Raw genomic sequence first — 19,256 nt, forward strand, 5'->3', positions numbered from 1 at the left:
TCCTTAGGTCCTACTCGGCGACAGCGGACTTCTCCGCTGCGATCTCGCGGGCGCGCTGCTCCGTGAGGACGCGAGCGATGTCCTTCTTCACGGTGTTGACGCGAGCGGTGTTGTCCAGCTGGCTGGTGGCCATCTGGAAACGAAGGTTAAAGAGCTCGGCGCGCATTTCCTTCAGCTTCTCAACGAGCTGAGCGTCCGAGAGCTCACGAATCTCTGCGGGCTTCATTAGTTCTCCTCCTCGGCCGTCTCTGTAGCGGCAGGCTTAGCGACGATCTTGGTCTTGATGGGGAGCTTGTGCTGCGCCAGACGCAGAGCCTCGCGAGCGACCTCCTCGGGCACGCCCTTGACCTCGAACATGATGCGGCCGGGCTTGACGACGGCCACCCACTCCTCGGGGTTACCCTTACCAGAACCCATGCGAGTCTCGGCAGGCTTCTTGGTGATGGGCTTATCGGGGAAGATCGTGATGTAGACACGACCGCCACGCTTCATGTAGCGGTTCATGGCAATACGAGCGGCCTCGATCTGACGGTTGGTGATCCAATGGGCCTCGAGAGCCTGGATACCAAACTCGCCGAAATGCAGCTCGGTATTACCCTTGGCCTGGCCCTTCATGGAGCCACGCTGCACCTTGCGGTGAAGAATACGCTTAGGGGCAAGCACTACTGACCCCTCCTCTCGGAGTTACGACGACGAGGACGGGAAGAGCCCTCGAGTGCAGGGTTGGGAACAGGCTGGCCCGGGAGCTTCTCGCCCAGGTAGATCCAGACCTTCACGCCGCAGGCACCCATGGTGGTGCTGGCGACAGCCGTGCCGTAGTCGATCTTGGCACGGAGGGTGTGCAGAGGCACGCGACCCTCACGGTACCACTCACGACGGCCCATCTCGGCACCGCCGAGACGACCGGAGCACTGGATACGGATGCCCTTGGCGCCGGCCTTGCGGGCGGACTGGACAGCCTTGCGCATAGCGCGACGGAAGGCAACGCGGCCCTCGAGCTGCTCAGCGATAGACTGAGCAACGAGGTTGGCGTCGAGCTCGGGGCGCTTGATCTCGACAACGTCGACGGAGAGCTGGCCCTTGGAGACGCCAGCGACCTTCTCGAGCTCGGTGCGGAGGGTATCGATCTCGGCACCCTTCTTACCGATGACAACGCCGGGGCGAGCGGTGAAGATGATGACCTTCACCTTGTCGCCAGCGCGCTCGATCTCGACGCGGGAGACAGCTGCGCGGGAAAGACGCTTCTCGAGGTACTTGCGGATCTCGAGATCGTTACCGAGGGTCTTAGCGTAATCCTTCTCTGCGAACCAGCGGGAGCGCCAGTTCTCGGTGATGCCAAGACGGAAGCCGGTGGGGTAGACTTTCTGACCCATACAGCTTTACGCCTCCTTTCGAGGAGCAACGACGACGGTGATGTGGGAAGTACGCTTCAGAATGCGAGAAGCGGAACCCTTGGCGCGGGGACGGATGCGCTTAAGCGTCGGACCCTCGTCAACATAGGCAGCAGCGACAACCAGGTTGTCGGCACGCAGACCGTTGTTGTTCTCGGCGTTCGCAACGGCGGAACGGAGAACCTTCTCGACATCCACGGCGACGGCGCGGTCGCAGAAGTGGAGGATGTCGAAGGCCTGAGCGACAGGCTTGCGGCGGATCAGATCGACCACCAGGCGGGCCTTGCTGGGGGAAACACGCACGTACTTAGCGACGGCGCGAACCTCGGTGGCCTCAGTTTCAATAGACTTAGTTGCCATTTACGGTTAACCCCCTATTTGGCCTTGTGGCCACGGAACGTACGAGTCGGCGCAAACTCGCCGAGCTTGTGACCAACCATGGACTCGGTAACATACACGGGCACATGCTTGCGGCCGTCGTGGACGGCGATGGTGTGACCAACCATCTCGGGGAAGATGGTGGACGCGCGGGACCAAGTCTTCACGACGTCCTTCTTGCCAGCCTCGTTCATCGCGGTGATACGCGAGAGAAGGCGAGTCTCCACGAACGGGCCCTTTTTGAGACTTCTGCTCATAAGTGCTTTCTCCTAAAACTCGGTATCCGAAATTACTTCTTACGGCGACGAATGATGTGCTGGTTCGAGACCTTCTTCTTCTTGCGCGTACGAAGGCCCTTCGTCGGCTTACCCCAGGGGGTAACAGAGGGACGACCAGAGGTGTGGTTCTTGCCCTCGCCACCGCCGTGCGGGTGGTCGACAGGGTTCATAACGGTACCGCGGACGGTCGGGCGCACGTTCATGTGACGCTTACGGCCGGCCTTGCCGATGACGATGTTGGCGTGATCAGCGTTGCCGACCTCACCGACGGTGGCGCGGCAGGTAACGAGGATGCGGCGCATCTCGGAGGAAGGCATACGGACGATGGCGTACTTGCCCTCCTTACCCATCAGCTGGCAGGAGTTACCGGCGGAACGAGCGATAGCGGCGCCCTTGCCCGGCTGGAACTCGACGGCGTGGATGAGCGTACCGACGGGGATGTCGGCGAGGGGCAGAGCGTTGCCCGGCTTGATGTCGGCGTCAGAACCGGACATGACGGTCTGACCGACCTCGAGGCCCTTGGGGGCCAGGATGTAGCGCTTCTCACCGTCAGCATAGTGCAGCAGAGCGATGCGAGCGGAACGGTTCGGATCGTACTCGATCGTGGCAACCTTGGCGGGCACGCCGTCCTTGTTGCGCTTGAAGTCGATCACGCGGTAACGACGCTTCACGCCGCCGCCCTGGTGGCGGATGGTGATGCGGCCGTTGTTGTTACGACCGGCCTTCTTGGGCAGGGGCTCGAGAAGAGACTTCTCGGGCTTGGTGCAGGTGATCTCGGAGAAGTCGGAGATCGTCTGCCAACGCCTACCAGCGGAGGTCGGCTTAAGGTGCTTTACAGCCATTACAATCCCTTTCAATAGGTATCCGTTAGCCATCGCAGACAGGGATTCGAGGTTCTGCCTCGGGTGCGATGACACCGGACGTATACACGGTTCCGGGCGTGTCCATTTTATACGCCCAAAACCTTGAGCTCTCGCCTCCCCTATTTGGGAGGCATGAGCTCACTCAACAGCAGCGAGTCTTAGGCCTGGTTGCCAAAGACCTCGATGGTGTCGCCCTCGGCCAGCGTAACGATGGCCTTCTTCCAAGAACGGGTCTTGCCGGCGACATAGCGCACGCGCTTGGTCTTGGGCTTGACCGTCAGGGTGTTCACGCGAACGACCTTGACGCCGAAGATCTCCTCGACAGCGTCCTTGATCTGATACTTGTTAGCATCCTTGGCGACCTCGAACGTGTACTTGTTCTGCTCCATGCCGGAGAAGGAACGCTCGGACACGATCGGACGGATGATGATCTCGTGGGCGGTCATTTATGCAAGCACCTCCCCGAAGTGAGCGGCGATGTCGGCGGGCATCAGCACAGCGTTGTTGTTGACGAGATCATAGGTGTTGGCCTCGTCGGCAGTGATGATGAACGTCTTGGGAATGTTGCGGAACGACAGGTAGGCGTTGACGTCCTCATCGCGAACGATGATGGTCAGACGCTTGCCCTCAAGGCCAAGAGCCTTGAGCATGGCAACGGCAGCCTTGGTGGAAGGCTTCTCGAAGCCGTAGTCGTCGACGAGCACGAGCTCGCCATCGGCCAGCTTGGCGGACAGCGCAGAGCGCATAGCCAGCTTGACCTCCTTGTTGTTCATACGCTTAGCGTAGGAACGGGGCTTGGGGGCGAAGACAACGCCACCGTGACGCCACTGGGCAGCACGGATGGAACCCTGGCGGGCACGACCGGTGCCCTTCTGACGCCAAGGCTTCTTGCCGCCACCGGAAACCTCAGAGCGGCCCTTAGCGGACTGGGTGCCCTGACGCCAAGAGGCCATCTGGCACTTGACGATGTGGTGCATAACGTGGATGTTCGGCTCGATGCCGTACACCTCAGCGGCGAGCTCGGCCTCGGCGACCTTCTTGCCCTCGCTGTTCTTTACTTCAAACTTTGCCATTTAAGTGTTCTCCTTGGTATGACGCTGGGCTAAATGGGCTGGGCCCTTAGGCCATACGGATGGCGACGAGACCATTCTTGGCACCCGGGACAGCGCCCTTGACCAAGATGAGGTTCTGCTCGGCATCGATGCGGACAACGGAAAGGTTCTTGACGGTAACGCGCTCGTTACCCATGTGACCGGCCATCTTGACGCCCTTGAGGACGCGCGCAGGATAGGCGCACTGACCGATAGAACCGGGGTGACGCTGGAAGTGAGAACCATGCGTCATAGGACCGCGGCGCTGACCCCAGCGCTTGATGCGACCCTGGAAGCCCTTACCCTTGGAGGTACCGATGACGTCGACCTTCTCGACATCAGCGAAATCAGCGACGGTGACGACCTCGCCGACCTTGTGCTCCTCGCCGTTCTCGACGCGGACCTCACGAAGGAAGCGGACAGGCTCGACGCCGGCCTTGGCGAAGTGACCAGCCATGGGCTTGTTCACGTTCTTGGCCTTGATGTCGCCGAAACCGATCTGGACGGCGTCATAGCCGTCGGTTGCCTGAGTTTTAACCTGCGAGACAGCGCAGGGGCCAGCCTGGATGACCGTGACGGGAACGACGTTGTCGTTCTCGTCCCAAACCTGGGTCATGCCAATCTTGCGGCCGAGAATCATGCTGATCAAGATATGATCCCAACTCTCGCGTGGTCTTGGGACAATGCGTACACCACCGAGCGTACGCCCCTAGAGGACCACTACTTACACGACGTGCTCCCCAGCCTTGTATTGCGTCCGGACTACCTGACAACCCTATTAAGCAGGCATTTTGTCCAGCCAGAATACTCCCCTGGTTTCACACAGCTGTTTAGTATACACGGCTGCGGGCGTATCCATCGAGATTCATATTTCACTCACATTGTTTACGCAGGTAAAGTGCGTGGAGTCGCCTGGGCTTGGCAGAGGGGCGGCGAAATATATTAAGTTTGCTGCTCTACAGTCCTGCGCAAGACGGAAAGCACATTAAGTGCTTTCCTTTGCGTGCGGAACTCGCGACAAACTTAATATATTTCGCCGCCCCTCTGCCAAGCTCGGGAGACGACACGTTGATGTCTGCTAAACCTTGCTCGTTCAGGCTAATGACTTTGTTGGGGATCCACAATTTGCTGCAAGGTGAACTTGCATTGGGGCGTATCGTCCTCTTCTCGCGCATCGTCGAAATCGAAGATCATAATGGCGCAGTTGGGGAGTTTTGCTGGGAGCTCGAAACCCTCTGGAGCTGCAGCCTTGATGAATTGGCGGCTGGCGCTGCCGTGGCTTACTGCTAGGAGGGTTTCGATGCCCTCGGCGCCCATGAGATTGGTGAGGGTGTCTACCATGCGTTCTTGCAGCGCGCGGCTTCCTTCTCCTCCAAAGGGGACCAAATCCTCGCCTGGATCCCAAACGTCGGTAGGCAATGCGTCGTGCGGGCCTTCCTCGAAGGTTCCATAGCCGCGCTCGATGATGCCTTCGCAGGGCTCGACAGTAGCATCCGGACCGAGGATCTCGCATGCGACGAGACTTGCCGTGTCCATGGCTCGGCCTAAAGGCGATGAGACCACTTTGTCGGGGACGACGCCGTGGGCTTTGAGCCATTCGGCTGCCGCTTGGGCCTGTTGACGGCCCAAATCGGTAAGCGGTGAATCACAGCGACCCTGGACGAGCTTTTTTACGTTGAATTCCGTCTGGCCGTGGCGGAGCAGATACAGCCTCTTCATATTCTCCCCTTCTGTATAACGTGCTTTGCCGGCGCAGACCTACTCGTGGGTATGCCCTACGTAGTCATCGTCGATCGTAATCTTGGCAATCGACTTGGGAAATTCCGATTCGACCCTCTGGGCCAACGCGTGCTTGAGCTCATCGGCCCCCATGCCCAAATCCGAGGGACGCACGCAGTCAAAGATCACGTTGGTGTGCGTAGGACCCGGCACACAGCGCAGGTCATGAATCGAAAGGCGGCTATCGATCTGTTGGGCCATGGCGTGAATGCGCAAACGCATGCTCGCCACCTTGGGGTCATCGGTCACGATGGGATCGTAGTGAAGCGTGACAATCATGTCGTCTTCGTCCCTAAATGCCTGTTCAATGTTGTCGAGCGTGTCGTGACTTTCCAGCGGGCTGGCCTCGGCCGCCATCTCGGCGTGAGCGCTTGCGAACTTCCTGCCCGGGCCGTAGTCGTGAACCATTAGGTCATGAACGCCCAAAACGCCAGGGTAGCTCATGATCTTGCCGCGAATATGTTCGACCAGCTTGGGATCGGGCGCCTGACCCAAAAGCGGGCTCACCGTATCCTGGATGAGTTCAAAACCGCTCCAGCCAATATAGGCGCCAACGGCAAGGCCGACCCAAGCATCAAGATTGATATGCGTCACCTGAGAAACAATTGCGCACGCTAACACGGCGCCTGTGGCAAGGACATCGTTCTTGGAATCCTGCGCGGTCGCATGCAGCGTCTCAGACTCAATACGGTCACCGAGTTTTTGGTTGAGGGCCGCCATCCACAGTTTAACAACCATCGAAAGCGCCAAGACTGCCACCAGGGCAAGCGAGAACTCGACGGGTTCGGGGTGGACGATACGCTCAAACGAGGACTTCACCAGTTCGAGGCCGATGAGCAGCACGAGCGCCGCCACGACCAGACCCGAGAGATACTCGTAGCGGCCATGGCCGTAAGGGTGCTCGGGGTCTGCCGGCTTGCCCGCCAGCTTAAAGCCAAGCACGCTCACGATGTTTGAGCTGGCATCGGACAGGTTGTTCATGGCGTCCGCCACAATCGAAACCGATCCCGACAGCACGCCAATTGCACCCTTCGCAGCGCATAGTGCCACATTGGCGAGAATACACACCACGCCCGTCAACGTGCCCACGCGCGCACGGTCGCCCTGCGCACGACGAACGATCCACTCGACCATCTATATCTGCCCCCAACAGTTTTACTCATACACCCGTTTGTCGAATAGCTCAGTAGTGTAGACCCTTTACCCCATCGATACAAAAAAGGCCGCAACCCTTAGGGCTGCGGCCTTACAAATCGCACTATCGAGCAAAAAGCTTAGAGCTTGATGTCGATGTCGACGCCAGCGGGGAGGTCGAGACGCATGAGCGAATCAACGGTGCCCGAGGTGGGGTCGAGGATGTCGATGAGGCGCTTGTGGGTGCGCATCTCGAACTGCTCGCGGGAGTCCTTGTCCTTGTGCGGCGAGCGGATGACCGTGTAGAGGTTGCGCTCGGTGGGCAGGGGGATAGGACCGGAAACGCGAGCGCCGGTCTTCTGAGCGGTCTCGACAATGAGCTTCGCGGACTGATCGACGACCTCGTGATCATAGCCCTTGAGGCGAATGCGGATCTTCTGGGTAGCCAACTTAAACCTCCAAAGAGTGCGAGAGATGTTCTCGCGGATTACGTAACAGGGAGCTCGAACTTAGGCGTTCTTGCTCATGACCTCGTCCACGATGGACTTGGGCGCAGGCTCATAAGAGTCGAACTGCATCGTGTAGGATGCACGGCCCTGGGTCTGGGAGCGAAGGTCGGTAGCGTAACCGAACATCTCGCCCAGCGGCACCTTGGCACGGATGAGCTTGGTGTTCTTGCGATCCTCCATGCCCTCGATCTTGCCGCGGCGACCGGAGAGGTTGCCCATAACGTCGCCCATGTACTGCTCGGGGGTCTCGACCTCGACAGCCATGATCGGCTCGAGCAGCTGCGGATCGGACTTCTTGAGGGCGTCCTTGATAGCCATGGAACCGGCGATCTTGAAGGCGGCCTCGGAGGAGTCGACCTCGTGGTAAGAACCGTCGAACAGGGTGACCTTAACGTCGAGGACCGGGAAGCCGGCGATAACACCGGTGTTCAGGGCCTCCTGGATGCCCTTGTCGATGGACGGGATGTACTCCTTGGGCACGACGCCGCCGACGATAGCGTTGACGAACTCGTAGCCGAAGCCCTCCTCCATCTTCTCGAGCTTGATGACGGCGTGGCCGTACTGACCGCGACCGCCGGACTGACGGACGAACTTGCCCTCAGCCCTCTCGACGTCGTGACCAGCGGTCTCGCGGTAGGCAACCTGGGGCTTACCGACGTTAGCGTCAACCTTGAACTCACGGAGCAGACGGTCAACGATGATCTCGAGGTGCAGCTCGCCCATGCCGGCGATGATGGTCTGGCCGGTCTCGTGGTTGGTGGACACCGTGAAGGTCGGGTCCTCCTCGGCGAGCTTGGTCAGAGCCAGGGACATCTTGTCCTGCTCGGCCTTGGTCTTGGGCTCGATGGCAACGTCGATAACGGGCTTAGCGAACTCGATCTTCTCGAGGACGATCTCCTTGCCCTCGGCGCACAGGGTGTCACCGGTGGTGGAGTTCTTGAAGCCAACGCAGGCGACGATGTCGCCGGCGCAAGCGTCGTCACGGTCGATACGCTCGGCGGCGTTCATCTCGAGGATGCGGCCGAGGCGCTCGCGCTGACCGTTGGAGGCGTTGACCACGTAGGAGCCGGACTCGGCGCGACCGGAGTAAACGCGGACGTAGGTGAGCTTACCGACGAACGGGTCGGTCATGATCTTGAAGACCAGGCCGGAGAAGGGCTCGTCGAAGGAGGGATGACGCACGATCTCCTCGCCGGTTTCCGGATCGGTACCGGTGACGGCCTCAACGTCGAGCGGGCTGGGCAGGTAGTCGACGACAGCGTCGAGCAGCTCCTGAACGCCCTTGTTCTTGTAGGCGGAGCCCACAAAGACGAGGTTGAGCTCGTTGGCCAGAACGCCCTTGCGAAGAGCAGCCTTGAGCTCCTCGACGGTGAAGTCCTCCTCCATGAGGATCTTCTCCATGAGCTCGTCGTCAAAGCTGGCAGCGGCGTCGAGGAGCTCCTCGCGCTTGGTGGCAGCGATGTCGGCGAACTCAGCCGGGATCTCGTCCATCGGCTCGGGGTAGGTCATGCCCTTCTCGTCGGCCTTGAAGTCCCATGCAGTCATGGTGACCAGGTCGATGACGCCCCAGAAGTTGTCCTCGGCGCCCATCGGGACCTGAGCGGCCACGGCGTTGGCGTCGAGACGATCCCTCATGGTCTCGATAGCGTTGAAGAAGTCAGCGCCCACGCGGTCATACTTGTTGATGAAGGCGATGCGGGGAACGTTGAAGGTAGAAGCCTGACGCCAAACGGTCTCAGACTGGGGCTGGACGCCGGCAACGGCGTCGAAGACGGCGACAGCGCCATCGAGGACGCGCAGGCAGCGCTCGACCTCGGCGGTGAAGTCAACGTGGCCCGGGGTGTCGATGATCTGGATGCGGTAGTCCTTACCGTCCTTGTTCCAGAAGCACGTGGTAGCAGCGGAGGTAATGGTTACGCCGCGCTCCTGCTCCTGAACCATCCAGTCCATGGTGGCAGCGCCCTCATGGACCTCACCGATCTTGTGGGTCTTACCGGTGTAGTAAAGAATACGCTCGGTCGTGGTGGTCTTACCGGCATCGATGTGGGCCATGATGCCGATGTTACGGGTATCGGAAAGCTTGTGCTTAGCCTTAGCCATGTTAGTTCCTTACCTTAACTTACCAACGATAGTGAGAGAACGCGCGGTTGGCCTCGGCCATCTTGAAGACGTCCTCACGCTTCTTGACGGAAGCGCCCAGGCCGTTGGAAGCGTCCAGAATCTCGTTTGCGAGACGCTCAGCCATGGTCTTCTCCTTGCGAGCGCGGGAGAAGTTGACGATCCAGCGGATGCCCAGAGCGGTGGAACGACGGGAGTTGACCTCCATCGGGACCTGATAGGTAGCGCCACCGACACGCTTGGGCTTAACCTCGAGCGTGGGCTTGACGTTGTCCATAGCCTTCTTGAAGGTAGCGAGAGCGTCGCCACCCTCGGACTTCTCGGCAACGATCTCGAAAGCGGTGTAAACGATGCGCTCAGCGGTGGCCTTCTTGCCGTCAAGAAGGACCTTGTTGATGAGCTGAGTCACCAGGCGGTTGTTGTAAACGGCGTCAGGCTGAACCTCACGACGATTAGCTGCTGCACGACGCGGCATGTGAAATCTCCTTAAGTGTCTACCGTGCGGCGCTTAGGCGGCACACGGCGAAAGTATCAAAACGTTATCTGGCTTATTTGGCCTTGGGGCGCTTAGCACCGTACTTGGAACGGGCCTGCATACGGTTCTGGACCGGAGCAGCATCGTAGGCGCCACGGATGACGTGATAACGGACACCAGGGAGGTCACGAACACGACCGCCGCGGACGAGCACGATGGAGTGCTCCTGCAGGTTGTGGCCCTCACCCGGAATGTAAGCAGTAACTTCGATGCCGTTGACGAGGCGAACACGGGCAACCTTACGAAGAGCCGAGTTCGGCTTCTTGGGACTCGTGGTGAAGACGCGGGTGCACACGCCGCGCTTCTGGGAGTTGTGCTGCAGAGCAGCGTTCTTGGACTTCTTGGGCGCGGAACGACGGCCCTGGCGAACCAGCTGGTTAATAGTAGGCAAAGCGTACTCCTTCTCGAATGATTCCAGCTTTCTGTAAAGTGCAACGGCTTGAATCGAGGGGTCAGCATCCCCCTACGAAACACGCAGCTCGATAGGATACGTGCCGTTAGCTGTGTCGTCAACAGACCACTCCGCCGGGCGTATCCTAAAATAGCCACATTTCCGCAAAGCCTACACAAAAGGAATCCCCTCCTGTGCGCGAGGGCGGATTTCCGGGACGGGCGGCCCCCGGGGTTAAGTTTGCTGCTCTACAGTCCTGGCTCGCACGGAGGCCACATTAAGTGGCCTCCGGCTCGTGCGGAACTCGCGACAAACTTAACCCCTATGCCGCCCGTCCCGGGAATCCGACGTACTCGTCGGGGCAACGTTCCCCAACAAAAAAGACCCGCTCCCCTGTTGGGGAGCGGGTCTTTGGAAGGGCGGTTAACGTACTAGGAAATTACTCCCCGTCGTTGTCCTTGGCCTCTTCGGCATCGTCGGTGTCCACGAGCTGGTTGAGCAGCTCGTCGAGGGAAGCCATGTCCTCGTTGATGGCACCGTTGGCGGAAGCCTTCTTGTCGTCGATCGGGGCGCCCAGGAGCTCCTCGTCGGCATCGGCGTGATGCGTCGGAGCGGAGGTGCCCAGCAGGATGTCGTCCGGACCGTCGGGGCTAAAGACCATCTGCAGCAGCTGCGAGAGGTCTTCCTCGTCGGCAACGTCGTCGTTGTTCTCGAGGATGTAGAGCAGGTCGTGGGCCTCGAGGCCGTCACGGAGCTCCTCGATCGCCTTGGCACCGATGCCATCGATGCGCAGCAGATCCTCCTCGGACTTGCCAACCAGGTCGCCGACCGTCTCGATTCCGACTTCACTGAACTTGTTGGTCCAGCGCTGCGACACGCCCAGGTCGTCGAACAGGTACAGGCGAGCCTTCTCGGCGGAGATGGTGTGGCCGTTGCGGGTGAACGAACCGTCAGCACCGCCAAACTCGTCGTAGCCGGCCCAGTCGAGCTGCTGCGGGAGCCGCTCGTCCAGGTCCTTGAGCTCCACGGGAGCCCACTCGGGCAGCGACTTGGCGTTGGGCGAAGCCGGACCATCGATGTCCACGTAGCCGTCGGCCGTGCGATACGTCAGCTTGGCGTTAGCGTACGGCTTGAGGCCGGTACCAGCCGGGATCTTCTTACCGACGATGACGTTGGACTTAAGGTCGAGCAGGTGGTCGACCTTGCCCTCAATAGCAGCCTCGGTAAGGACGCCGGCGGTACGGATGAACGAAGCGCTCGACAGCCAGGAGTCGATGTTGGACGCAACCTTGAGCGTACCCAAGATGACGGGCTCAGCCACGGGAGCCTGACCGCCCAGACGGGCAACGCGCTCGACCTCGTCGGCGAACTCGTAGCGGTCGACGTACTGACCAAGCAGGTACTTGGAGTCGCCGGGGTTGGTGATCTGAACGCGACGCAGCATCTGACGTGCGAGCACCTCGATGTGCTTGTCGTTCAGGTCGACGCCCTGGCTGGTGTAGACGTCCTTGACGCTCTCGACGAAGGTGTGCATCGTCGACTCGATGTCGGTCAGCTTGCGCAGGTTGCGGAAATTGACGAAGCCCTTGGTGATCTGGTCGCCGGCGCGAACCTCGCAGCCGTCCTCGATCTCGGGCATAAAGCGCACCGAAGCGGGGACGCGACGCTCGTCGAGGACACGGGTGTGATCCTCGGAGTCGGTGAGCGTCAGCACGTACTCGGACTTCTCGGGCTTAATCGAGAGGTGGCCGGAGTACGGAGCCAGCTCGGCCTCGCGACCCAGGATCTTCTCGTTGACGTTGCCGACGATATCGAACATACGGCTGACCGTAGGCAGACCCTGCGTAATATCGTCGACGCCAGCGACGCCGCCGGAGTGAATGGTACGCATCGTAAGCTGCGTACCGGGCTCGCCGATGGACTGGGCGGCAATAATGCCGACTGCGGTACCGATGGCGACCGGACGACGGGTGGAAAGATCCCAGCCGTAGCACTTCTGGCACACGCCGTACTTGGAGCGGCAGGTGAGCAGCGCGCGAAGCTTGACCTTCTTAAGGCCCGCATCGACCATCTTCTGGATGTCGGCGACCTTCTCGATATAGCCGTCCTGCTCAAAGAGCACGGTGCCATCGGGAGCCACGACGTCCTCAATGAAGCAACGGCCGACAAGATCGGTGTTGAGGTCGGTGGTGCCGGGGATGATGAGGTTGTAGGTGACGCCCTCGTGCGTACCGCAGTCCTCCTCGCGGACGATGACGTCCTGGGCCACGTCGACCAGACGACGGGTCAGGTAGCCAGAGTCCGAGGTGTGGGATGCGGTATCGACCAGGCCCTTACGGGCGCCGTAGGTCGAAATGAAGTACTCGAGCGGCAGCAGGCCCTCGCGGAAGTTCGCCTTAATGGGAAGGTCGATCGTCTCGCCGGACATATCTGCCATCAGGCCACGCATGCCGCCGAGCTGACGCAGCTGGGTCTTAGAACCACGGGCGCCGGAGTCGGCCATCATGTACAGCGGGTTCTCCTCGTCGAACATGTCGAGCATGAGCGCTGCAACCTTGTCGGTACAAGCGGTCCACTCGTTAACGACTTCGATGTGGCGCTCCGTCTCGTTGATGAAGCCCTCCTCGAAGTACTCGTTGATCTGGTCGACGTTGGCCTGGGCGCGGTCGAGCAGCTCCTGCTTCTCGGCAGGGATGAGAGCGTCCCACACCGAGATGGTGAGGCCGGCGCGGGTAGCGTAGTGGAAGCCGGAGTACTTGATAGAGTCGAGGATCGGACCGACCTTGGCCTCGGGGTAACGATCGCAGCAGTCGGCAACCAGCTTGGCCACATCGCCCTTGACCATCTTGTAGTTCATGAACTCGTAGTCTTCGGGCAGGCACTGGCGGTTGAAGATGATGCGGCCGATAGACGTCTCGAAGCGTGCGGTCTTGTTACCGGTGACATCGTAGTCGACGAACTCGTTCTTGCCGTTCTTGACGCGGAAGATACGGGTACCGTCCTCGTTGATGACGTTGGCGTTCTCGGCGGACACGCGGACCTGAATCTTGGCCTGCATGTCGACTTCGGAGCGGCAGTCATAGGCGTGCAGCGCGTCGTCGAAGCTCGAGAACACGTGGTTCTCGCCCGGCAGACCGTCGCGGACCTGGGTCAGGTAGTACACACCAATGATCATGTCCTGCGAGGGGATGTTGACCGGCTTGCCGGATGCCGGCGAGCGCAGGTTGTTCGCAGAGAGCATGAGCACGCGGGCCTCGGCCTGAGCCTGGCTGGACAGCGGCACGTGGACAGACATCTGGTCGCCGTCGAAGTCGGCGTTGAAGGGCGCGCAGACCAGCGGGTGCAGGTGGATAGCCTTGCCCTCGACCAGCACCGGCTCAAAGGCCTGGATGGACAGACGGTGCAGGGTCGGTGCACGGTTGAGCAGCACGACACGGCCGTCGATGACCTCTTCGAGGATGTCCCACACAAAGGTGGCACCGCGGTCGATAGCGCGCTTGGCGCCCTTGATGTTCTCGACCTTGCCAAGCTCGACCAGGCGCTTCATGACGAAGGGCTTGAAGAGCTCCAGCGCCATGGTCTTGGGCAGACCGCACTGGTGCAGCAGCAGCTTGGGGTCGGTAACGATAACCGAACGGCCGGAGTAGTCGACACGCTTGCCCAGCAGGTTCTGGCGGAAACGACCCTGCTTGCCCTTGAGGGCCTCGGCGAGCGACTTGAGCGGGCGACCACCACGGCCAGAGACCGGGCGCCCACGGCGGCCGTTGTCGAACAGGGCGTCCACGGACTCCTGGAGCATGCGCTTCTCGTTGTTCACGATGATCGCAGGGGCGTCCAGGTCGAGCAGGCGCTTGAGTCGGTTGTTACGGTTGATCACGCGACGATACAGGTCGTTGAGGTCGGACGCGGCGAAGCGGCCGCCGTCGAGCTGGACCATCGGGCGCAGATCGGGCGGAATGACCGGGATGACATCCAGAATCATGTTCGCGGGGCTGTTGCCGCCCTTCAGGAAGGCGTCAACGACCTCGAGGCGCTTGACGGCCTTCTCGCGCTTCTGCTTCTGGGAGTCCTCGTCGGCGATGATGGCCTTGAGCTTCTCGGCCTCGGAGGGGAGGTCGATGGCAGCGAGCAGGTCGCGGACGGCCTCGGCACCCATGCCACCCTTGAAGTACATGGAGTAGTAACGGGTCATCTCGCGGAACAGCGGCTCATCGGAGATGAGGTCGCGCTCGGTGAGCTTCATGAAGGCGTTGAAGGCGTCCGTGCGGAGCTGCTTCTCGTCCTTGCACTCTTCCTCGATGTCGACGATGCCGGAGGCGATCTCCTCGGGGGTCAGCGGCTCCTCGTCGGAGAACTCGTCAAAGTTCTCGGGGTTGCCCTGCTCCTTGAGGGACTCGATCTGGCGGGCGCACTCGGCATCGATCTCTTCCAGATCGGCGGCGAGCTCCTCGCGCAGGTCGTCAGCGTCGGCCTCGCGAGCCTCGTAGTCGACCTCGGTGATGATGTAGCTGGCAAAGTACAGAACCTTCTCGAGGTCCTTGGACTTGATGTCGAGCATACGGCTCATCGGGAAGCTCGTGGGGCTCTTGAAGTACCAGATGTGGGACACGGGAGCGGCGAGCTCGATATGGCCCATGCGGTCGCGACGCACCTTGGCCGAGGTGACCTCGACGCCGCAGCGCTCGCAGACGATGCCCTTAAAGCGGATGCCCTTGTACTTGCCGCAGGAGCACTCCCAGTCCTTGGCGGGACCGAAGATCTTCTCGCAGAACAGGCCGTCCTTCTCGGGCTTGAGGGTACGGTAATTGATGGTCTCCGGCTTCTTGACCTCACCGTGCGACCAGGAACGGATCCGGTCGGCGGAGGCAAGGGAGATCTTTACCGAGTCAAATTCAGTAGCTTCGAAATCTGCCACAGTCAACTACTCCTTATCAGTGGTCGTGGCGGCGACAGCCTCGGGTGCCTCGGCGGTCTCGGCATCCTGGGCCTCGACGTCGGCGTCAACGCCGGCGAGCGCAGCCAGGTCATCGAGGGCAGAGGTCTCCTCGGCGGTCACGGGGGCGGAGGCGTCCTCGTCGGCATCGCGCATGGGCTCGATGTCCAGTGCGAGGGAACGGATCTCCTTGACGAGAACCTTGAAGGACTCGGGGATACCCGGAACCGGGACGTTCTCGCCCTTGACGATGGACTCGTAGGTCTTGACGCGGCCCACGGTATCGTCGGACTTGACGGTCAGGATCTCCTGCAGGACGTTGGAAGCACCGTATGCGTACAGTGCCCAAACTTCCATCTCGCCGAAGCGCTGGCCGCCGAACTGGGCCTTGCCGCCCAGCGGCTGCTGGGTAACCAGGCTGTAAGGGCCAGTCGAACGGGCGTGGATCTTGTCGTCGACCATGTGACCGAGCTTGAGGATGTAGGACGTACCCACGGTAATGGGCTCGCGGAACTCCTCGCCGGTGCGGCCGTCAAACAGGCGGGTCTTTCCGCGCTCGTCAAGCTGGGTGACAAACTCGGGGCGCATGTGATCGCCAAAGGCAGCGGTGGCCTTGTTGAGCATATTCTTGTTGGCACGACGGATGACCTCGGCGATCTCGTCCTCCTTGGCGCCGTCGAAGACGGGCGTCGCGGTAAAGAACGGACCGGGGACGTACTTGTCGGAATCGGCATCCTCGGTATCCCAACCGCAGGCAGCAGCCCAGCCAAGGTGGCACTCGAGCAGCTGGCCGACGTTCATACGCGAAGGAACGCCCAGCGGGTTGAGGATAACGTCGATCGGGGTACCGTCAGCCATGTAGGGCATGTCCTCGACCGGCAGAACGTTACAGATAACACCCTTGTTGCCGTGGCGGCCGGCAATCTTATCGCCCTGCTGGATCTTACGACGCTGGGCGACGTAGACGCGCACCTGCTCGTTGACGCCGGGGGCCAGGTCGTCGCCGTTCTCGCGGCTAAAGCGGACGACGTCGATGACGCGGCCGTAAGCGCCGTGAGGCATCTTAAGGGAAGTGTCGCGAACGTCGTGAGCCTTGGCACCGAAGATGGCGCGCAGCAGGCGCTCCTCGGCAGTCAGAGCGCTCTCGCCCTTAGGGGTAACCTTGCCGACCAGGATGTCGCCAGGGCCGACCTCAGCGCCGATGCGGATGATGCCGTCCTCATCGAGGTTGGCAAGCATGTCCTCGGAGAGGTTCGGGATCTCGCGAGTGATCTCCTCGGGGCCGAGCTTGGTATCGCGGGCGTCGATCTCGTGACGGGTGATGTTGATGGTCGTCAGCAGGTCCTCGGCCACCAGGCGCTCGGACACGACGATACCGTCCTCGTAGTTGAAGCCTTCCCACGGCATGTAGGCCACGGTGAGGTTCTGGCCCAGTGCGAGCTCGCCGTGATCGGTCGAAGGACCGTCGGCCAGAGGCTCACCCTGCTCAACGGTATCGCCGACGCGCACGAGCGGGCGGTGGTTGATGCAGGTGGACTGGTTGGAGCGCTGGTACTTGGCCAGGTGATATTCGTCCATGCCGCCGGCATGCTTGACGATAATCTTGGAGGCGTCGGCAAAGATGACCTCGCCGGCGTTCTTGGCCAGGGTGACCTCGCCAGAGTCCAGGGCGGCGCGACGCTCCATGCCGGTACCGACATAGGGAGCGGCGGGGTGAACCAGCGGCACGGCCTGACGCTGCATGTTGGCACCCATGAGCGTACGCTTAGCGTCGTCGTGCTCGAGGAACGGGATCAGCGTGGCTGCGACGGAGAGCATCTGGCGCGGCGAGACGTCCATGTAGTCGACGTCCTCGACGGGCACGTCGGCGGGAGCGCCGAAGGAGCCGTCGAAGTCGCGGGTACGGGCGATCACGGAATGCGGACGGACGATCTTGCCCTCGGCATCGGTCGTGATGAACTCGTTGGTCTTGGGATCGAGCGGCGTGTTGGCCGGCGCGATAACGTGCTTCTCTTCCTCGTCAGCGGTCATCCAGTCGATCTGGTCGGTGGCAACGCCGTTCTCGACGCGGCGGAACGGGGCCTCGATGAAGCCATACTCGTTGACGCGGGCGTAGAGGGCAAGCGAGCCGATCAGGCCGATGTTGGGGCCTTCGGGAGTCTCGATCGGGCACATACGGCTGTAGTGCGAGTTGTGAACGTCGCGGACGGCCGTCGGCACGTTGGTGCGGCGGCTGGAGCCCGACTTGTGGCCGGCAAGACCGCCAGGGCCGAGTGCGGACAGACGGCGCTTGTGGGTCAGACCGGTCAGGGGGTTCGCCTGGTCCATGAACTGCGAGAGCTGCGAGGAACCGAAGAACTCCTTGATGGAGGCCACGATCGGGCGGATGTTGATGAGCGACTGCGGGGTAATCTCGTCGATGTCCTGGGAGCTCATGCGCTCACGGACGACGCGCTCCATACGGCTCATGCCGATACGGAACTGGTTGGCGACGAGCTCGCCGACGGTGCGGATACGGCGGTTGCCAAAGTGGTCGATGTCGTCAACCTTGAAGCCCTGCTCGCCGGCAGCGAGGGACAGGAGGTAGCGCAGCGTCGCGACGATATCCTCGTCGGTGAGCACCGTGACCTCTTCCTCGGTAGTGAGGTTGAGCTTCTTGTTGACCTTGTAGCGACCGACGCGGGCCAGGTCGTAGCGCTGCGGGTTGAAGAGCAGGCCCTCGAGCAGGCTGCGGGAAGCGTCCACGGTGGGAGGCTCGCCCGGGCGCAGGCGACGGTAGATCTCGATAAGAGCATCCTCGCGGGTGAGGGCGGTATCGCGCTCGAGGGTGCGCTTGATCACATCGGAGTTGCCGAGCAGCTCGATGATGTCGTCGTTGGTGACGGCGATGCCAAGGGCGCGCAGGAACATCGTGGCGCTCTGCTTGCGCTTACGGTCGATGGAGACCATGAGCTGGTCGCGTTTGTCGACCTCAAACTCAAGCCAGGCACCGCGGGACGGGATGATCTGAGCCTTGTAGATCTGCTTGCCCGAATCCATCTCGGAGCTGAAGTACACGCCCGGGGAACGGACGAGCTGCGAGACGACGATACGCTCGGTACCGTTGATGATGAAGGTGCCCTGATCGGTCATCATGGGGAAGTCGCCCATAAAGACGAGCTGCTCCTTGATCTCGCCAGTCTCCTTGTTGGTGAGACGGACGTCGGTCAGAAGCGGAGCCTGATAGGTCATATCCTTCTCGCGGCACTCCTCGACGGTATGCGCGGGGTCGCCAAACTGATGCTCGCCGAAGGTAACCTCGAGAACATGGTTCTGGCTCTGGATGGGGCTGGATTCCTTAAACGCCTCACGAAGGCCCTCGTCCTTAAAACGCTCAAAGGATTCCCTTTGAACAGAGATAAGGTTGGGGAGCTCCATGGCCTCCGGGATTTTCCCGAAGCTGACGCGCTTGCGCTCAGTGGCAGTGTATGCGTAGGTCACCAGGTTTTTCCTCCTTCACGGAAATGCTCGGTGGGTTGGCGAGACATAGCTTCGCCAGTTATCGCAACCTAATAGTTTATCAGGTACCGACCGTTGGGCAAGAAAAGCCTTGACGCGATTGAGTTTTTGGAGTAGCAAATTTTTTCGACATAAAATACGCAGGTAGATGTGCTTATATCGAACATATGTTCATATATTTTCTGTGAACAGAGTTACTGATGCGCGTCGCTGAATGGCGGAATGGCGGCGAAGGCTGATCGGGCGGAAACTGCGTCCCGTTTTGAGGCCTCAAACTGGGTCGTAGTTTCCGATTGAGCCCTGTTTGGGAAACTGTATCCCGTCCTGAGCCGATATTCTGGGATGCGCTTTCCGCTAG

The 19,256-nt window shown here is 60.8% G+C and carries 17 protein-coding genes; all 17 read right to left on the reverse strand.

Annotation, left to right across the window (positions count from 1 at the left end):
- Positions 1–10: 10 nt before the first annotated feature.
- The 17 genes from rpmC to ACQRAQ_RS00710 all read right to left on the reverse strand — a co-directional run bounded on the left by rpmC (position 11) and on the right by ACQRAQ_RS00710 (position 18,817).
- Positions 11–226, reverse strand: a complete 216-nt coding sequence (rpmC, locus tag ACQRAQ_RS00630) for a 50S ribosomal protein L29 (RefSeq protein ID WP_006235039.1) — start codon at positions 224–226, stop codon at positions 11–13.
- Positions 226–663: a 50S ribosomal protein L16 gene (gene rplP, locus ACQRAQ_RS00635; protein ID WP_427793406.1), complete on the reverse strand. Its 438-nt coding sequence runs from the start codon at positions 661–663 to the stop codon at positions 226–228. The genes rpmC and rplP overlap by 1 nt, the downstream gene beginning before the upstream one ends.
- Positions 663–1,373: a 30S ribosomal protein S3 gene (gene rpsC, locus ACQRAQ_RS00640; RefSeq protein WP_154514689.1), complete on the reverse strand. Its 711-nt coding sequence runs from the start codon at positions 1,371–1,373 to the stop codon at positions 663–665. The genes rplP and rpsC overlap by 1 nt, the downstream gene beginning before the upstream one ends.
- A gap of 6 nt (positions 1,374–1,379) precedes the next feature.
- Positions 1,380–1,751 (reverse strand): 50S ribosomal protein L22, encoded by a 372-nt coding sequence (rplV, locus tag ACQRAQ_RS00645; RefSeq protein WP_006235036.1) that lies wholly within the window; start codon positions 1,749–1,751, stop codon positions 1,380–1,382.
- A gap of 14 nt (positions 1,752–1,765) precedes the next feature.
- Entirely contained in the window at positions 1,766–2,026 is a 261-nt protein-coding gene (gene rpsS / locus ACQRAQ_RS00650) for a 30S ribosomal protein S19 (RefSeq protein WP_006235035.1), read from the reverse strand.
- Positions 2,027–2,058: 32 nt separating this feature from the next.
- Entirely contained in the window at positions 2,059–2,889 is an 831-nt protein-coding gene (rplB, locus tag ACQRAQ_RS00655; protein WP_427793408.1) for a 50S ribosomal protein L2, read from the reverse strand.
- A 179-nt stretch (positions 2,890–3,068) separates the two neighbouring features.
- Complete coding sequence (gene rplW, locus ACQRAQ_RS00660; protein WP_006235033.1) at positions 3,069–3,356, reverse strand: 50S ribosomal protein L23; 288 nt, start codon at positions 3,354–3,356, stop codon at positions 3,069–3,071.
- Complete coding sequence (gene rplD, locus ACQRAQ_RS00665) at positions 3,357–3,983, reverse strand: 50S ribosomal protein L4 (RefSeq protein ID WP_006235032.1); 627 nt, start codon at positions 3,981–3,983, stop codon at positions 3,357–3,359.
- Between the two features lie 46 nt (positions 3,984–4,029).
- Entirely contained in the window at positions 4,030–4,650 is a 621-nt protein-coding gene (gene rplC, locus ACQRAQ_RS00670; RefSeq protein ID WP_089572481.1) for a 50S ribosomal protein L3, read from the reverse strand.
- A 449-nt stretch (positions 4,651–5,099) separates the two neighbouring features.
- Positions 5,100–5,720: a histidine phosphatase family protein gene (locus ACQRAQ_RS00675; RefSeq protein ID WP_427727116.1), complete on the reverse strand. Its 621-nt coding sequence runs from the start codon at positions 5,718–5,720 to the stop codon at positions 5,100–5,102.
- A 39-nt stretch (positions 5,721–5,759) separates the two neighbouring features.
- Positions 5,760–6,914, reverse strand: coding sequence for a cation diffusion facilitator family transporter (locus ACQRAQ_RS00680; RefSeq protein ID WP_427793410.1), 1,155 nt, complete (start codon positions 6,912–6,914; stop codon positions 5,760–5,762).
- Positions 6,915–7,054: 140 nt separating this feature from the next.
- Positions 7,055–7,363 carry a 30S ribosomal protein S10 gene (gene rpsJ, locus ACQRAQ_RS00685; protein WP_154514695.1) on the reverse strand — a complete coding sequence of 103 codons (309 nt, stop codon included), beginning with the start codon at positions 7,361–7,363 and terminating at the stop codon, positions 7,055–7,057.
- A 60-nt stretch (positions 7,364–7,423) separates the two neighbouring features.
- A complete protein-coding gene (gene fusA, locus ACQRAQ_RS00690; protein WP_427793412.1) occupies positions 7,424–9,523 on the reverse strand; it encodes an elongation factor G in 2,100 nt (699 codons plus the stop codon).
- 19 nt (positions 9,524–9,542) lie between these two features.
- Complete coding sequence (gene rpsG / locus ACQRAQ_RS00695) at positions 9,543–10,016, reverse strand: 30S ribosomal protein S7 (RefSeq protein WP_006235013.1); 474 nt, start codon at positions 10,014–10,016, stop codon at positions 9,543–9,545.
- A 73-nt stretch (positions 10,017–10,089) separates the two neighbouring features.
- Complete coding sequence (rpsL, locus tag ACQRAQ_RS00700; protein WP_154514699.1) at positions 10,090–10,467, reverse strand: 30S ribosomal protein S12; 378 nt, start codon at positions 10,465–10,467, stop codon at positions 10,090–10,092.
- Between the two features lie 439 nt (positions 10,468–10,906).
- Complete coding sequence (locus ACQRAQ_RS00705) at positions 10,907–15,382, reverse strand: DNA-directed RNA polymerase subunit beta' (protein WP_427793414.1); 4,476 nt, start codon at positions 15,380–15,382, stop codon at positions 10,907–10,909.
- A 6-nt stretch (positions 15,383–15,388) separates the two neighbouring features.
- The gene (locus ACQRAQ_RS00710; RefSeq protein WP_229770619.1) at positions 15,389–18,817 is read right to left on the reverse strand and encodes a DNA-directed RNA polymerase subunit beta; all 3,429 of its coding nucleotides are present in this window, start codon (positions 18,815–18,817) and stop codon (positions 15,389–15,391) included.
- Between the last annotated feature and the right edge of the window lie 439 nt (positions 18,818–19,256).

Source organism: Collinsella sp. SGI.178 (assembly GCF_050313495.1).
Taxonomy (GTDB): domain Bacteria; phylum Actinomycetota; class Coriobacteriia; order Coriobacteriales; family Coriobacteriaceae; genus Collinsella.